16 protein-coding genes and 1 other annotated feature are annotated in these 15,178 nt (G+C 57.7%); of the genes, 11 read left to right on the top strand and 5 right to left on the bottom strand.

All coding sequences use genetic code 11. The features are described from left to right. Positions 1–65: 65 nt before the first annotated feature. Positions 66–569 (bottom strand): serine protease inhibitor ecotin, encoded by a 504-nt coding sequence (gene eco, locus ACN28Q_RS04115; RefSeq protein WP_095845165.1) that lies wholly within the window; start codon positions 567–569, stop codon positions 66–68. Positions 570–885: 316 nt separating this feature from the next. On the opposite strand from eco, the gene ybjG reads away from it, so the two are divergent. The 4 genes from ybjG (at position 886) to ACN28Q_RS04135 (ending at position 4,932) form a co-directional block, all read left to right on the top strand. Further along, positions 886–1,491 carry an undecaprenyl-diphosphate phosphatase gene (gene ybjG, locus ACN28Q_RS04120; protein ID WP_095848911.1) on the top strand — a complete coding sequence of 202 codons (606 nt, stop codon included), beginning with the start codon at positions 886–888 and terminating at the stop codon, positions 1,489–1,491. Between the two features lie 163 nt (positions 1,492–1,654). After that, positions 1,655–2,335 carry a deoxyribose-phosphate aldolase gene (gene deoC / locus ACN28Q_RS04125; protein ID WP_095845166.1) on the top strand — a complete coding sequence of 227 codons (681 nt, stop codon included), beginning with the start codon at positions 1,655–1,657 and terminating at the stop codon, positions 2,333–2,335. A 75-nt stretch (positions 2,336–2,410) separates the two neighbouring features. Continuing rightward, complete coding sequence (gene deoR, locus ACN28Q_RS04130; RefSeq protein ID WP_095845167.1) at positions 2,411–3,175, top strand: DNA-binding transcriptional repressor DeoR; 765 nt, start codon at positions 2,411–2,413, stop codon at positions 3,173–3,175. A 458-nt stretch (positions 3,176–3,633) separates the two neighbouring features. Next, positions 3,634–4,932: an HAAAP family serine/threonine permease gene (locus tag ACN28Q_RS04135; protein WP_095845168.1), complete on the top strand. Its 1,299-nt coding sequence runs from the start codon at positions 3,634–3,636 to the stop codon at positions 4,930–4,932. Between the two features lie 378 nt (positions 4,933–5,310). Here ACN28Q_RS04135 and ACN28Q_RS04140 read toward each other — a convergent pair whose 3' ends face one another. After that, entirely contained in the window at positions 5,311–6,516 is a 1,206-nt protein-coding gene (locus ACN28Q_RS04140) for a serine hydrolase (RefSeq protein WP_095845169.1), read from the bottom strand. Between the two features lie 55 nt (positions 6,517–6,571). Continuing rightward, entirely contained in the window at positions 6,572–6,808 is a 237-nt protein-coding gene (locus tag ACN28Q_RS04145) for a hypothetical protein (RefSeq protein WP_095845170.1), read from the bottom strand. A 106-nt stretch (positions 6,809–6,914) separates the two neighbouring features. On the opposite strand from ACN28Q_RS04145, the gene ACN28Q_RS04150 reads away from it, so the two are divergent. Continuing rightward, entirely contained in the window at positions 6,915–7,571 is a 657-nt protein-coding gene (locus ACN28Q_RS04150; protein WP_095845171.1) for an HAD family hydrolase, read from the top strand. 75 nt (positions 7,572–7,646) lie between these two features. On the opposite strand, the gene ACN28Q_RS04155 is transcribed toward ACN28Q_RS04150, so the two are convergent. Continuing rightward, positions 7,647–8,750: a PQQ-dependent sugar dehydrogenase gene (locus ACN28Q_RS04155; RefSeq protein WP_095845172.1), complete on the bottom strand. Its 1,104-nt coding sequence runs from the start codon at positions 8,748–8,750 to the stop codon at positions 7,647–7,649. A 92-nt stretch (positions 8,751–8,842) separates the two neighbouring features. Beyond that, positions 8,843–9,667: an SDR family oxidoreductase gene (locus tag ACN28Q_RS04160; protein WP_095845173.1), complete on the bottom strand. Its 825-nt coding sequence runs from the start codon at positions 9,665–9,667 to the stop codon at positions 8,843–8,845. A 285-nt stretch (positions 9,668–9,952) separates the two neighbouring features. Here ACN28Q_RS04160 and hisL point away from each other — a divergent pair, with 285 nt between their 5' ends. From hisL to hisH, 6 genes are all read left to right on the top strand, one after another. After that, the gene (hisL, locus tag ACN28Q_RS04165) at positions 9,953–10,000 is read left to right on the top strand and encodes a his operon leader peptide (RefSeq protein WP_110605893.1); all 48 of its coding nucleotides are present in this window, start codon (positions 9,953–9,955) and stop codon (positions 9,998–10,000) included. Further along, positions 9,976–10,103: a sequence feature (His leader region), on the top strand. (Overlaps the previous gene by 25 nt.) 70 nt (positions 10,104–10,173) lie before the next feature. Further along, positions 10,174–11,073: an ATP phosphoribosyltransferase gene (gene hisG / locus ACN28Q_RS04170; protein ID WP_095845174.1), complete on the top strand. Its 900-nt coding sequence runs from the start codon at positions 10,174–10,176 to the stop codon at positions 11,071–11,073. Positions 11,074–11,079: 6 nt separating this feature from the next. Continuing rightward, complete coding sequence (hisD, locus tag ACN28Q_RS04175) at positions 11,080–12,387, top strand: histidinol dehydrogenase (protein ID WP_095845175.1); 1,308 nt, start codon at positions 11,080–11,082, stop codon at positions 12,385–12,387. Further along, positions 12,384–13,448 (top strand): histidinol-phosphate transaminase, encoded by a 1,065-nt coding sequence (gene hisC, locus ACN28Q_RS04180; RefSeq protein ID WP_095845176.1) that lies wholly within the window; start codon positions 12,384–12,386, stop codon positions 13,446–13,448. The genes hisD and hisC overlap by 4 nt, the downstream gene beginning before the upstream one ends. 68 nt (positions 13,449–13,516) lie before the next feature. Beyond that, entirely contained in the window at positions 13,517–14,584 is a 1,068-nt protein-coding gene (hisB, locus tag ACN28Q_RS04185; RefSeq protein WP_095845177.1) for a bifunctional histidinol-phosphatase/imidazoleglycerol-phosphate dehydratase HisB, read from the top strand. Next, positions 14,584–15,174, top strand: a complete 591-nt coding sequence (gene hisH / locus ACN28Q_RS04190) for an imidazole glycerol phosphate synthase subunit HisH (RefSeq protein ID WP_095845178.1) — start codon at positions 14,584–14,586, stop codon at positions 15,172–15,174. Before hisB ends, hisH begins: the two co-directional genes overlap by 1 nt. Positions 15,175–15,178 lie beyond the last annotated feature (4 nt).

Here is a 15,178-nt window from a genome sequence, read left to right on the forward strand (position 1 = left end):
GGCCAGCCAACGCCGGCTGGCCGTTTTTTGTGGCAACGCCCCACCGGGTTCCCCCCTTAAAGAGCTTATTGACGCACCGCGTTTACCACCGCGTCGTTGGCCTGCCACAGGCGGTATTTCACGTCCACATCTTGCGGCACATAAACCACGATAGGCAGGCGGCTGTTGTAGCGTTGCATCGCGGCTTCACCCAGGTTTGCGGCGACAAACTGCGTTTGTTTGCTGCTATCCGGGCAGGCCATTCGAGTGGATGCCGGCGGCGAGAGTTTTTCCAGCACCAGATAATCGTAGCCCCATCCTTCCAGCGTTTTGCGCTCAAGATTGCCCCCCATGAAATGGCGGTTGCAATCCACGTGCAACGTTTTACCGATCAGCAATTCCACTTTCATGTTCTCTTCGTGCTCCAGCGGCGGCAAGAAGATCACCTGGCGGCTCATGCCCTGTTCCGCTGGCGGATAGGGAGCAACACTTTCCAGTGACGGTTGGCCTGCGCCAGCCGTGGCGGCCGCATTCGCCCCTGCACAAGCAGCCATCAGCAGGCCGGTGATAACCAGAGAAATCGTTTTCATCCGCTATGTCCTTATAATCCTAATAAATGGCAACATTCAGCTAAAACGCTACGTCCGCTACACAGCCTACCACAAGCCAAATTAAATAAACCCTCAACAGCCCCCCAGATTAAGCGCCCTTCCCTTTACTCGCCAGCACCATCCTTTTATGGTTAACCGCATTTTTGGCTTACTTGTCAGCGGGTTGCTGGTTTCGGGGCCATGCTGTTCGCGGGCAGCGCCTTCCGCAGCCAACGGCAACTGCGGGGATGAACTAACCAACTGGCTGTTTATTGGTGGGCAAGCAGCAGGCAATGCCCACTGTGAGGGAATTATCATGGAACAACTGAATCACGTGCTTTTCATCGCGATCGATGCCACCCCGGCATCCCCCAAATGGCTGATTGAATTCGCCCTGTTCCTGGCCCGCGATATGATTGCCATCGTACCGCTGCTGATCGTGGGGCTTTGGCTATGGGGCCCGAAGGATCGCCTGGTATCACAGCGTGAAGTGGTCAGCAAAACCACCATCGCCCTGCTGTTTGCCATGGCCACCGCCACGGCGATCGGCATGCTCTTGCCTTATGAAAGGCCGTTTGTCCCCGGTTTTGGCTATACATTCCTCGCTCATGCGCCGGATAGTTCATTTCCCAGCAACCACGGCACGGCCATCTTCACCTTTGCGCTGGCCTTCCTGTGCTGGCATCGGGTGTGGTCCGGCATTCTCCTGATGGCGATCGGCGTGGGCATCGCCTGGGCGCGGGTGTACCTTGGCGTGCACTGGCCGCTGGACATGGTGGGTGCGTTCTTGCTGGGCATCGTCGGCTGCCTGTTCGCCCAGTTGGTCTGGAACCTGTACGGCGATGCCATCGCCAGTACGCTTGGCCGCCTGTATCACGCCCTGTTCGCCTTGCCGATTCGCAAAGGCTGGGTAAAAGAATAACGCGCAAGCGGTTAGTTTGTTACTCAAGAAACACCAATGTTAGCAAAATCACAATTTAAGCTTTAAAAGCTGGGTATATCGGCCTTATACGCGGGTGATGTATTCTTTTCTCACCAAAATGTTATGATACTAACATCACCACTTTACCGTATCAGGGACCACAATGACGACCGAACACATTGATTATGCGCGCTATATCGATCACACCTTGCTCGCCATGGACGCCACGGAAACGCAGATCGCCAGGCTGTGTGAAGAAGCCCAACAGCACCATTTTTATGCAGTCTGCGTGAATTCGGGCTATGTCCCGCTGGCGGCGCAATTGCTGCAGGAAAGCGACGTGAAAATCTGTTCGGTTATTGGCTTCCCGCTGGGCGCCGGCCTGACCATTGCCAAAGCGTTTGAGGCCAAAGCCGCTATTGCCGCCGGCGCGCAAGAGATTGATATGGTCATCAACGTCGGCTGGCTGAAAAGCGGCCTGCTAGATGCAGTGAAGGCAGACATCGCGGCGGTACGCGAAGTTTGTGACGCAATCCCACTGAAGGTGATCCTGGAAACCTGCCTGCTCAGCGATGAACAAATCGTTCAGCTGTGCGAAATCTGCCGTGCGCTTGACGTCGCCTTTGTGAAAACTTCCACCGGCTTCAGCACCGGCGGCGCCCGGGCCGAACACGTTGCCCTGATGCGCGCCACCGTCGGCGAGCAAATGGGCGTGAAAGCCTCTGGCGCCGTGCGCGATCGCGCGACTGCCGAGAAAATGATCCAGGCCGGCGCCACCCGTATCGGCACCAGCTCCGGCGTTGCCATTATCGCCGGTGAAAAAGCCGCCAACGGCAGCTACTGACGCGACGGCGGCGCCCTGCCAGCGGGCGCCGCAACCCCCCCGCTTGCACAGGCATTTTTTGAGTAGCAGAAACCGATGGAAACCCGGCGCGCAGAACGTATCAAGCAACTAAGCCTGGCCCTGAAAAACGCGGACAAGCTCCATGTGAAACAGGCCGCCGCCCTCTTGGGCGTTTCGGAAATGACGGTGCGCCGCGATCTTAGCGCCGGTCATGCCACCGTCACACTGCTGGGCGGGTATGTAGTGGCCGATTTACGCCACGGCGCCGCCACGCGCTATTCGCTTACCGATCAGCAAACCCAGCGGCTGCCGGAAAAACGCCGCATCGGTGCGCTGGCCGCTGCCCTGATTAACAGTAACGATACGGTTTTTTTCGACTGCGGCACCACCACGCCAGCCATCATTGATGCGATTGACGACAGTCTGCCTTTTACCGCCATATGCCATGCGCTAAACACCTTCCTGGCACTGCAGAGCAAGCCCAACTGCCGCGTGATCCTGTGCGGCGGTAGTTTTAATCCCGCCAATGCCATCTTCAGCGGTCTTGGCCAGCATAGCGAGCTGGATCATATCTGCCCGACGCTCGCTTTCATTTCCGCCGCTGGCCTAAGCCTGCAACATGGCGCCACCTGTTTTAACTTCGACGAATTGGCTATGAAGCACCGAGCCATACGCATGGCGCAGCAGAAGATCCTGGTGGCCGATCACAGCAAATTCGGCGTAGAAAAGGCCGCCGTCATCGCCCCATTGCTCCAGTTTGAGCAGGTGATTACCGATCGCCCGCCGAACGCGGAATTTAGCGATTTCTTCACCGCACACGGCATAGCGCTCCATTGCTAAGGCCATGTCGTTGTTCCGCGCAAATCTCGGCTGCCACGCGTTGCATTTACACGCCATATTTCATGAAAATGTGATATCAATCACTAAAAGAGCTTAATCCGGGTTTTTAGCTAGATCTGCACGAGCAGTTAAAATATATTTCCACCCAGAAATAAAAGGGTAGTTTTTTGTGTGGTTAATTATCCACCACACAGGATGAAAAACAGGCATCATACTTCCGCCCCCGCAAGATAAAACATCCATTACCTGCGCCGATTAACGCACAAAAAATCGACAAAATAATAAATAAACGCACAAATCACGCATAATAGAGCAAGATCACGGTTGTTTATTCCAAAACCCGCTATCTTGCGGCCATCAAAATCGGCAGCGTTAACCCCGGCGGCGGTGGCGCCTGCGTTTTCGATTTTATGTTTCGCTTTGAACGTTAAATAAACGTGTTCACTTCGGAGATATCTATGGACACCATACAGACTGGCACGATTGCCTCTACAGCCGTGGAATCCAGCAGTACCTGGCGCAAAACAGACACCATGTGGATGTTAGGCCTGTACGGCACCGCGATCGGCGCCGGCGTGCTGTTTCTCCCGATCAATGCCGGAATTGGCGGCCTAATCCCATTGGTTATTATGGCGATCATTGCTTTCCCAATGACCTTTTTCGCCCACCGCGGGCTGTGCCGCTTTGTGCTTTCGGGTAAGAACCCCGGTGAAGACATCACCGAAGTGGTGGAAGAGCACTTTGGCATCAGCGCCGGTAAGCTGATTACCCTGCTCTACTTCTTTGCGATCTACCCCATTCTGCTGGTCTACAGCGTTGCCATTACCAACACCGTCGACAGCTTTATGACCCACCAGTTGGGCATGACGGCACCGCCGCGCGCCATCCTGTCACTGATCCTGATCACCGGCCTGATGACCATCGTGCGCTTTGGCGAACAGGCGATTGTGAAGACCATGAGCATCCTGGTGTTCCCGTTTGTCGGCGCACTGATGCTGCTGGCGATGTATTTGATCCCTAACTGGAGCAGCGCCATTTTTACCGATGCCATGCTGCCCACCAGCGGCAACGCGATGGGCCACGGCCTGATGATGACCCTGTGGTTGGCGATCCCGGTGATGGTGTTTTCCTTCAACCACTCACCGATCATTTCCGCCTTTGCGGTGGCAAAACGTGGCGAATACGGCCCGGCGGCAGAAAAAAAATGCACGCGGATTCTGGCTTATGCGCACATCATGATGGTGCTGACCGTCATGTTCTTCGTTTTCAGTTGCGTACTGAGCCTGTCGCCGGCGGAGCTGGCCGAAGCCAAAGCGCAGAACATTTCCATTCTGTCTTACCTCGCCAACCACTTTCATAACCCGATGATTGAATACATCGCGCCGGTGATTGCCTTTGTGGCGATTACCAAATCCTTCCTGGGGCACTATCTGGGTGCGCGCGAAGGCTTTAACGGCATGATTGCCAAATCGATGAAAAGCCGCGGCAAGACCATCAGCACGCATCGGCTCAACCGCATTACTGCGGTGTTTATGCTGGTGACCACCTGGGCTGTCGCCACGTTGAACCCCAGCATTCTGGGCATGATTGAGACGCTGGGCGGCCCGATCATCGCCATGCTGCTGTTCCTGATGCCGATGTACGCGATCCGTAAAGTGCCGGCCATGCGCAAATACAGCGGGCATATCAGCAACGCTTTTGTGGTCGCCATCGGCTTGATTGCTATGTCGGCCATTCTGTATAGCCTGTTTAGCTAGTCAATTATCGGCGGTTTTCCCCTCACCCCAGCCCTCTCCCAACGGGAGAGGGAGCCCCCCGAGTCTTGCTGGAACATTAGCGCTCCTTTCCCCAAACCCGGCTCGAACCGTCTCCTCTCCCGTTGGGAGAGGGTTAGGGTGAGGGCAAAGTTAGCGCGCCGTTACCCAAACCGGGCGCGAACGGTCCCCTCTCCCTTGGGGAGAGGGTTAGGGTGAGGGCGAAGTTAGCACACCATTGCCCAAACCAAGCACGGACCGTCCCCTCTCCCTTCGGGAGAGGGGTAGGGTGAGGGCGAAGTTAACGCGCCGTTGCCCGAACCGGGCACGAACCGTCCCCTCTCCTCTGGGAGAGGGTTAGGGTGAGGGCGAAGAGGTTAATCAGCCAAAGATACTGCTAAACCATTGGGTCACCGTCATCATGATGCGGTCCCAAATCCGGCTAAAGAAGTTGCCTTCTTTCACTTCCTGCATCACCACCAGCGGCCGCTGCTCAATCGTTTTACCGTCCAGTTGAAAATCTATCGTACCGACCACCTGGTTCTTCGCCAAGGGCGCTTCAAGCGTTGGCTGGATCAACTTGTAGCTGGCCTTCAGATTTTTCATCTGCCCTTTCGGGATAGTGATCGCCGCATCTTTCGCCACGCCCAACGGCGCTTCGCTCGCCTCGCCGAACCATACCCGCTGGGTCACAAAGGGTTTGTCAGCCTTGATCGGCGTGACCGTTTCATAAAAACGGAAGCCCCAGGTCAGCAGCTTTTCGCTTTCGCTAAAACGCACGCGATCGCTCGGCGCGCCCAACACCACGGAAATCAAACGCATGGGGCCATCGGTGGCGGAAGCTACCAGGTTATGCCCAGCGCCGCTGGTATAGCCGGTTTTAATACCGTCTACATTCAGGTTGGAGCTCCACAGCAGGCGGTTGCGGTTTACCTGGCGAATCTTGTTAAAGGTAAACTCTTTTTCTTTATGCAGCGCATATTCTTCCGGCACATCGCGGATCAACGCCTGGCTTAGCAGCGCCATATCGCGCGCCGTGCTGTATTGCCCTTCCGCGTCCAACCCGTGCACCGTCAGAAAATGCGTATTCTTCAACCCCAGGCTGTTGGCATAGTTGTTCATCAGGCCAACAAAAGCGTCCTGGCTGCCGGCCACATAATCGGCCAGCGCGATGCTGGCGTCGTTGCCGGACTGTATCACCACCCCTTTGTTCAATTCAGAAACCGGCACCTGATCGCCCGGCTTGATAAACATCAAAGAGGAACCGCGCAGCACCGGGTTGCCGGTTGCCCAGGCGTCTTTGCCCACGGTAACGATATCGGTCGGCTTAATCTTGCCGGCCTTAACCGCCTGCCCAATGGCATAGCTGGACATGATTTTGGTCAGGCTGGCGGGATCCAGGCGGGAATCAGGGTTGCCTTCGGCCAGGATGGTGCCGCTGTTATAATCCATCAACACAAAGGCTTTTGCGTCAATTTGCGGTGCGGCCGGGGGCTCTGCCGCCTGCACGGCGGGTACGGCCAATAAAAGAACGCCGACGCCAAACGTCAGCCGTTTTAATGAGTGGGGAAAGTGTCTTTTCATCATGCGTCGCCAGAGTATCCATTCAACCTATTGAAATAGCGTTAACTTTCAAACATGTTTACGTTTTCAGCCAACCAGCGAAAGCAGCCCGGTGCGCCTGCATGTGCCGCAGACTCCCTGCGGCCGCACTCAAAGAAAGGAGCGCACCCGAAACGCCTTTTAGTGAGTTTATTAGATTCATCTTATTTTTGCAGGGTTTAGCATCAATTTTCAGCATTTTTACATAACTGTACATGTGCAGAAAAATGGCCAGCCCGTTATGCGAATCGTCAATAAACTGCCGCTGAATTGTCATGCGCTTTTTTTATCATGACCCGAGCGCCGTTTAATCACCATCTTTGCTGGCTGGCGGTGAGCGTTATCCGCTATGCTGAGTATTCACAGACAGCCGGAGAAAACCGATGGATTTAGCCCTGTTCGATCTGGATGAAACCCTGATAGATGACGACAGCACCAGCCTGTGGCTACGCTGGCTAGTGGCGCAGGGCTTTGCGCCTGAAGCCTTGCAGCAGCAGGAACAGCAACTGATGCAGCGCTATTATCAGGGGACGCTGGCGATAGAGGATTATATGCGCGCCACCCTGGCCCCACTGGAAGGGCTTAGCGCCAAGACCGTTGCCGGTTGGATTGCCCGATACGTGCATCGCGACATTCTGCCACGCGTCTACCCGGCGGCGCGTGAACGCCTGCAATGGCATCGCGAACGCGGCGACTACATTCTGCTCGTTTCCGCCAGCGGCGAACACCTGGTGGCGCCGATCGCCAGCCAGTTGGGTGCCGACGGCGCGCTGGCAGTTGGCGTAGAGATCGAAGATGGGCGCTTTACCGGCAACATCTATGGCACGCCCACTTATCAGCAGGGCAAGGTCACCCGCCTGCAGCAATGGCAGGCGCAGCACCCGGAATTGCGTTTCGGCCATAGCCACAGCTATAGCGACTCGATCAACGATAAAGCGCTGCTGGCGTTCGCCGACAGCGCCACGGTGATTAACCCCGACAGCGATTTGCACGCGCTGGCGTTGCAACACGGTTGGGAAATCCGCTACTGGGAACGTTAACCCACAGGTTTTGTCGGCTTGCGGTTGCGCTGGGGGCAGCGGCCCGCACGCGCGATTGCCGGCCAAAACCCGGGTTTACGATTCCCCCACGCGCAGCAGTTTGCCGTTTTCCTCGTCGGTCAGCAGATAGAGATAGCCATCCGGCCCCACGCGCACATCCCGGATGCGCTGCCCGCGATCGGCCAACAGGGTTTCTTCCGCCACCACCTTATTCCCTTCCAGCGTCAGGCGCAGCAACGAACGATGGGCCAGCGCGCCAATAAACAGCGAATGCCGCCAGGCCGGAAAGCGCGTGGCGTTATAGAATGCCATTCCGCTCACCGCAGGGGACACCTGCCAATAGTAAAGCGGCGGCTCGGTGCCGGGCGCCTGCTGGCCCTGGGCTTCCGGGATCGCCAGCCCGGAATAGTTAACGCCGTGGGTCGCCAGCGGCCAACCATAGTTCTTCCCAGCCTGGGGAATATTGATCTCATCGCCACCGCGCGGCCCGTGCTCGTGCAGCCACACTTCCCCGGACCACGGATTGAGCGCCATTCCCTGCGCATTCCGGTGACCATAAGACCAAATCTCTGGCCGTTTACCCGCCTGGCCGACAAATGGGTTATCGGCGGGCACGGCACCCGTCGCCGTCAGGCGCACCACCTTCCCCTGCAGTTTGTCCAGATCCTGCGCCGTTAGCCGTTGGTTATTTTCGCCCAGCGTAATGAACAGGTAACCCTGACGATCAAAAACCAAGCGCGAGCCAAAATGGTTGCCGGTTGAAAGCGCGGGCTGCTGGCGCAACAACACCCGAAAATCATCCAGCTGCGTGTTAGCGGCATTCAGGCGCCCCACGCCGACCGCAGTGCCCGCTTTGCCACCCGGTGCCGCTTGCGCAAAGCTCAAATAGACCAGGCGGCTGCTGGCGAAATCCGGCGCCAGCGCGATATCCATCAGCCCCCCTTGCCCGCGGGCATACACCTGCGGCACGCCGGCAATCGGCGGCGATAGCCCTTTGCCCGCTTGCCATAGCCGCAGCCGCCCTGGCCGCTCGGTGATCAATATCCCCTGCTCATCGGGTAAGAATGCCAGCGCCCACGGGTGTTCAAGCCGATCCTGCAATTGCGTGACGACCGGCGCCGCGTACAGCAGGCCGCTGCTAATCAACAAGAGTCCGCTAATCAGATAATGACGAAGCATGGGCACCTCCAGGGCGGTGGAAAACGGTCCCTGTCAGTTTAGCCCACGATATGGATGGGTGTGGCCCGCGGCCAGCGCGCGCGGGCGAAAGTTCAGCTCACCGGCATCCGTGCCGGATCGGGATATTGATATTCAAACCCCAGTTCGCTACAAATCCGGTTGCCGTTGATCAGCCGGCCGTCCTGTTCCACCTCATCCGCAAAGCGTGGCGGCTCCAGGTGCAACTGCTCCGCCAGCGCCGGATAAAACGCTTTCTTCACCGGGTGGCCCGGGGCGCACAGGTTATAGACGTGGCCGCCTTTCGGCCGCTGCAACAGCAGTTGGATCGCCGCGATCACATCATCCTGATGCACCAGGTTAACCCCCTGCGAGCCGCCCTTCACATCCACTTTGCCCGCCAGGAAGCGCCCCGGGTGGCGATCGGCCCCGACCAGCCCGGCCAGCCGCAGGATATCTACCGAGGTATTCGGCAGCTCATGCAGCCAGCGTTCCAGCTCAACCAACACCCGGCCGGAAGGCGTATTCGGCCGCAATGGCGCATCTTCACGCAGCGTGCCGGTGGTTTCGCCATAAACGGAGGTGGAGCTGGTGAAAATAATGCGCGGCACGCCAAAGGCCATGGCGCTATCTACTAACATCCGTACCGCTTCAAAGTACCCTGCGCTGCCCTCAACCGTGCGCCGCGCCGGCAACGTGATCACCAACGCATCGACGCGCAGCAGTTGCTCCAGATCGTCCGGATCGCAAATCAGTTCCGGCGTTAGCTCCAGCCGGTAACATTCAATGCCGCTCATCCGTGCTGCTTCAACGCCGTCCGGCGTGGTTTTACTGCCGACCACCTTATAGCCGCGCCCCATCAACGACAGCGCCAACGGCATACCCAACCAGCCAAGGCCAACAATGGCTACTTTTTTCATATCTTCCTCTCCTGAAGATCGCCGCGCCTATGTATTTCAGGCTACGCCTGTCCTGCGGGTGATACAATCTGCGGCGCGTAACGTTCGGTAAATCAGCATCCACCTTATATATGTCATATTACCAGCCGCAAAGGCATTGGCCGCCACGCCAGTTATTTCAGGGATTAATTCATACTGTTTCAATAAATTAAAATTATGCAGGCAAAAAAGGGTTGCACAAAACCCCCTGTATAGTTTAGGTTAATTAGCAATTCAGTCAGTACGGCATTTTCAAGAGAAAACACAATGACACGCATTCAGTTCAACCACCATCATCACCATCATCCTGACTAGTCTTTCAGGCAGATGTGTGCTGGAAGACGGTTTACGGATCTTCCAGTGGCGAGCAGAATGCAAGAGAGAGCCCTCGGAAGATTCCTTCCGAGGGTTTTTTTTTGGATCCGGACAGACAGATTAAGCGTTATTTTTAATAAATTCATAAAATTACAGGTTAAACAGAGGTTACCATGCTGGACAAAACACGTTTACGGATAGCAATGCAGAAGTCAGGCCGCCTGAGCGAAGATTCCCAGGAGCTGCTGGCGCGTTGCGGTATCAAAATCAACCTGCAGCAGCAACGCCTGATCGCCTTTGCGGAAAACATGCCGATTGATATTCTGCGCGTTCGTGATGACGATATTCCCGGCCTGGTAATGGATGGCGTGGTCGATCTGGGCATCATCGGTGAAAACGTGCTGGAAGAAGAATTGCTCGATCGCCGGGCACAGGGCGAAGACCCACGTTACTTCACCCTGCGCCGCCTGGACTTCGGTGGTTGCCGCCTGTCGCTGGCCGCGCCGCTGGATTGCGAATACACCGGCCCGCAAAGCCTGCAAGACGCCCGCATCGCCACCTCCTACCCGCACCTGCTGAAACAATACCTCGATAAACAAGGCGTTCGCTTCAAATCCTGCCTGCTGAACGGTTCAGTCGAAGTCGCGCCGCGTGCCGGCCTGTCCGACGCCATCTGCGATCTGGTTTCTACCGGCGCAACGCTGGAAGCCAACGGCCTGCGCGAAGTGGAAGTGATTTACCGCTCCAAGGCTTGCCTGATCCAGCGCGACGGCGAAATGCCGGAAGCCAAGCAGCAACTGATTGATAAACTGTTAACCCGTATCCAGGGCGTGATTCAAGCCCGCGAATCCAAATACATCATGCTGCACGCGCCAAGCGAACGCCTGGATGAGATCGTTTCGCTGCTGCCGGGCGCCGAACGCCCAACCATTCTGCCGCTGGCCGGTTCGCAAAACCGCGTGGCAATGCACATGGTCAGCAGCGAAACGCTGTTCTGGGAAACGATGGAAAACCTGAAGGCCCTGGGCGCCAGCTCAATCCTGGTATTGCCAATTGAAAAAATGATGGAGTAACACGCCATGTCGAATTTCAATACCGTCGTCAATTGGGCAGACTGCAGCGCAGAACAACGCACGGCACTGCTGATGCGCCCAGCGATTTCCGCTTCAGACAGCATTACCCGCACGGTGCGCGAGATCCTCGACAACGTAAAAGCCAACGGCGACAACGCTTTGCGGGAATACAGCACCAAATTTGACAAAACGGCGGTGGATGCGCTGCGCGTCACGCCGGAGCAAATTGAACAGGCCAGCGCCCGCCTGGGCGATGAGGTCAAGCAGGCGATGGCCGCCGCCGTTGCCAATGTGGAAACCTTCCACAATGCGCAGATTCTGCCGCCGGTCGATGTGGAAACCCAGCCGGGCGTGCGTTGCCAACAGGTTACCCGCCCGATCGCGTCCGTCGGCCTGTACATTCCCGGCGGCTCCGCGCCGCTGTTCTCCACCGTATTAATGTTGGCGACGCCAGCGCGCATTGCCGGCTGCCGCCGCGTGGTGTTGTGTTCGCCGCCGCCGATCGCCGATGAGATCCTGTATGCGGCGAAGCTGTGCGGCGTGCAGGAAGTGTTCCAGGTCGGCGGCGCACAGGCGGTTGCCGCCCTGGCCTTCGGCACCGAATCCGTGCCGCGCGTGGCTAAAGTCTTCGGCCCGGGCAACGCTTTCGTCACCGAAGCCAAACGCCAGATCAGCCAGCGCCTTGACGGCGCGGCCATCGACATGCCGGCCGGGCCTTCAGAAGTGCTGGTGATCGCCGACAGCGGCGCCACCCCGGCATTCGTGGCTTCAGATTTGCTTTCGCAAGCTGAGCACGGCCCGGACTCCCAGGTGATCCTGCTCACCCCGGATGCGGCCATCGCCCAAGCGGTCGCCGGTGCCGTGGAACAGCAACTGGCGGCATTGCCGCGCGCCGAAACCGCGCGCCAGGCCCTGGCCAGCAGCCGCCTGATTGTGGCGAGAGATCTGGCGGAATGCGTCGCCATCAGCAACCAGTACGGCCCGGAACACCTGATTATCCAAACCCGCAACGCCCGTGAACTGGTCGACAGCATCACCAGCGCCGGTTCGGTGTTCCTGGGGGATTGGTCACCGGAATCCGCCGGCGATTATGCTTCCGGCACCAACCACGTGTTGCCAACCTATGGCTACACCGCCACCTATTCCAGTCTGGGGCTGGCGGACTTCCAAAAACGCATGACGGTGCAGGAACTGACGCCGCAGGGCTTTAGCAGCCTGGCGGCCACCATCGAAATCCTGGCCGCCGCCGAACAGTTAATCGCGCACAAAAACGCCGTGACCTTACGCGTCGCCGCCCTGAAGGAGCAAGCATGAGCATTGAACAACTGGCGCGCCAGAATGTGCGCGAGCTTACCCCTTATCAATCGGCCCGCCGTCTGGGCGGCAACGGCGATGTGTGGCTGAATGCCAACGAATACCCACTACCGCCGGCGTTCCAGCTTAGCCAGCAAACGCTGAACCGTTACCCGGAATGCCAGCCTGCGCAGGTGATCGAACGCTACGCCGATTACGCCGGCGTAAAAAAAGAGCAGGTGTTGGTCAGCCGCGGCGCCGATGAAAGCATCGAATTGCTGATCCGCGCCTTCTGCGAGCCCGGCAAAGATGCCATTTTGTTCTGCCCGCCGACTTATGGCATGTACACCGTCAGCGCCGAAACGCTGGGCGTTGAGCGGCGCATTATCCCGGCCAGAGCCGACTGGCAGTTGGATCTGGCCGCCATCGCCGACAGCCTGGATCGGGTTAAAGTGATTTATGTGTGCAGCCCGAACAACCCTACCGGCAGCCTGATCAACCCAGATGATTTGCGCACGCTGCTGGATATGGCGCAAGGCAAAGCGATCGTGGCGGTTGACGAGGCGTACATCGAGTTCTGCCCGCAGGCGAGCGTGGCCAGTTGGCTGCGTGATTACCCGCACCTGGCGGTGCTGCGCACCCTGTCCAAAGCCTTTGCGCTGGCCGGGCTACGCTGCGGCTTTACGCTGGCGAATGCGGATCTTATCGCCCTGCTGCTGAAAGTGATCGCCCCTTACCCGCTCTCTACGCCGGTGGCTGATATCGCAGCCCAGGCGCTGAGCCCAGAGGGCATCGCCATTATGCGCCAACGGGTAGCGGAAGTTTCCAGCAACCGCCGCTGGCTGCAACAGGCGTTGCAAAACTGCGCCTGTGTTGAACAGGTTTACGACAGCGAGAGCAATTACCTGCTGGCGCGCTTCACGCCGGCCAGCAATGCGTTCAAGGCGTTGTGGGATCAGGGCATTATCTTGCGCGATCAAAGCAAACAACCCGGGTTAAACGGCTGCCTGCGCATCACCATCGGCACCCGCGAAGAATGTCAGCGCGTCGTTGACGCACTTAATGCCCTGCCCGCGAAGTAATTCAGGGCGCTTAATATCATGGCTGTTGCCCGGCCGCGCGGCGCAGCCTTAACTCGTCAGGAGCCAATGTGAGTCAGAAATTTCTCTTTATCGACCGTGACGGCACGCTGATTGCTGAGCCACCCGAAGATTTCCAGGTCGATCGCCTGGATAAACTGGCGCTGGAGCCAGACGTGATCCCTTCGTTGCTGGCCCTGCAGAAGGCGGGCTATACGCTGGTGATGATCACCAACCAGGATGGCCTCGGTACCGCCAGCTTCCCGCAGGAAACCTTCGATCCGCCGCACAACCTGATGATGCAGATCCTCACTTCCCAGGGGATCACCTTCGAAAATATCCTGATCTGCCCGCACAAGCCGGAAGACAACTGCGATTGCCGCAAGCCAAAAATCGCGATGGTCAAAGGCTACCTGGAGCCGGGCGTGATGAACGCCACCAACAGCTATGTGATCGGCGATCGCCAAACCGATCTGCAACTGGCCGAAAACATGGGGATTCAAGGGCTGCTGTACCAACGGGACACCTTTGACTGGAAAGAAATCACCCGCCGCCTCACCCAGCGCGATCGCCATGCGCACGTTAACCGCGTCACCAAGGAAACCCAGATTGATGTTAACGTCTGGTTGGATCGCGAAGGCGGCAGCAAGATTAAAACCGGCGTTGGCTTCTTTGATCATATGCTGGATCAAATCGCCACCCACGGCGGCTTCCGCATGGATATCCAGGTGAACGGCGATCTGTACATCGACGATCACCACACGGTGGAAGACACCGCGCTGGCGCTGGGCGAAGCGCTGAACAAGGCGCTGGGCGATAAACGCGGCATCGCGCGCTTTGGCTTTGTGCTGCCAATGGACGAATGCCTGGCGCGCTGCGCGATGGATATCTCCGGCCGGCCGCACCTGGAATACAAGGCCGAGTTCAGCTACCAACGCGTGGGCGATCTGAGCACCGAAATGGTCGAGCACTTCTTTAGCTCGCTGTCTTACACCATGGGTTGCACTCTGCACCTGAAAACCAAAGGCAAGAACGACCATCACCGGGTGGAAAGCCTGTTCAAAGCGTTTGGCCGCACGCTGCGCCAGGCGATTCGCGTTGAGGGCAACACCCTCCCGAGTTCGAAAGGAGTGCTGTGATGAACGTGGTGATTCTGGATACCGGCTGCGCCAATCTCTCCTCCGTTACCTATGCGGTACAACGGCTGGGCTATCAGCCCACAATCAGCCGCGATCCGAAAATCGTGCTCAGCGCCGACAAGCTATTCCTGCCGGGCGTGGGCACCGCGCAGGCGGCGATGGATCAGTTGGAAGCGCGTGAACTGATTGCGCTGATCAAAGCCAGCACCCAACCAGTGCTCGGCATCTGCCTGGGCATGCAGTTGCTGGCTTCGGGCAGCGACGAGAATGGCGGCGTCAAAACGCTGGGCATTATCGATACCCCGGTGCAGCTGATGACCGATTTCGGTCTGCCGCTGCCGCACATGGGGTGGAACCAGGTGACGCCGCAGGCAGGCCACCCGCTGTTCCGCGGCATCGAGGACGATGCCTACTTCTATTTCGTTCACAGCTATGCGATGCCCCTATGCTCAAGCACCATTGCCCAGGCGAACTACGGCGAGCCCTTCACCGCCGCCGTGCAAAAAGACAATTTCTACGGCGTGCAGTTTCATCCAGAACGTTCTGGAGCCGCCGGCGCGCAACTGTTGAAAAACTTTCTGGAGATGTAGGCAG

This window comes from Gibbsiella quercinecans, from assembly GCF_002291425.1.
Taxonomy (GTDB): Bacteria; Pseudomonadota; Gammaproteobacteria; order Enterobacterales; family Enterobacteriaceae; genus Gibbsiella; species Gibbsiella quercinecans.

What these genes read in the sequence shown, in the direction of transcription:
- deoC (WP_095845166.1), top strand. Translation starts at nt 1,655, where the DNA reads ATGACGACCGAACACATTGATTATGCGCGCTATATCGATCACACCTTG.
- eco (WP_095845165.1), bottom strand. Translation starts at nt 569, where the DNA reads ATGAAAACGATTTCTCTGGTTATCACCGGCCTGCTGATGGCTGCTTGT.
- hisG (WP_095845174.1), top strand. Translation starts at nt 10,174, where the DNA reads ATGCTGGACAAAACACGTTTACGGATAGCAATGCAGAAGTCAGGCCGC.
- ACN28Q_RS04145 (WP_095845170.1), bottom strand. Translation starts at nt 6,808, where the DNA reads ATGACAATTCAGCGGCAGTTTATTGACGATTCGCATAACGGGCTGGCC.
- hisC (WP_095845176.1), top strand. Translation starts at nt 12,384, where the DNA reads ATGAGCATTGAACAACTGGCGCGCCAGAATGTGCGCGAGCTTACCCCT.
- ACN28Q_RS04135 (WP_095845168.1), top strand. Translation starts at nt 3,634, where the DNA reads ATGGACACCATACAGACTGGCACGATTGCCTCTACAGCCGTGGAATCC.
- ACN28Q_RS04140 (WP_095845169.1), bottom strand. Translation starts at nt 6,516, where the DNA reads ATGATGAAAAGACACTTTCCCCACTCATTAAAACGGCTGACGTTTGGC.
- ybjG (WP_095848911.1), top strand. Translation starts at nt 886, where the DNA reads ATGGAACAACTGAATCACGTGCTTTTCATCGCGATCGATGCCACCCCG.
- deoR (WP_095845167.1), top strand. Translation starts at nt 2,411, where the DNA reads ATGGAAACCCGGCGCGCAGAACGTATCAAGCAACTAAGCCTGGCCCTG.
- hisD (WP_095845175.1), top strand. Translation starts at nt 11,080, where the DNA reads ATGTCGAATTTCAATACCGTCGTCAATTGGGCAGACTGCAGCGCAGAA.
- ACN28Q_RS04155 (WP_095845172.1), bottom strand. Translation starts at nt 8,750, where the DNA reads ATGCTTCGTCATTATCTGATTAGCGGACTCTTGTTGATTAGCAGCGGC.
- ACN28Q_RS04160 (WP_095845173.1), bottom strand. Translation starts at nt 9,667, where the DNA reads ATGAAAAAAGTAGCCATTGTTGGCCTTGGCTGGTTGGGTATGCCGTTG.
- ACN28Q_RS04150 (WP_095845171.1), top strand. Translation starts at nt 6,915, where the DNA reads ATGGATTTAGCCCTGTTCGATCTGGATGAAACCCTGATAGATGACGAC.
- hisH (WP_095845178.1), top strand. Translation starts at nt 14,584, where the DNA reads ATGAACGTGGTGATTCTGGATACCGGCTGCGCCAATCTCTCCTCCGTT.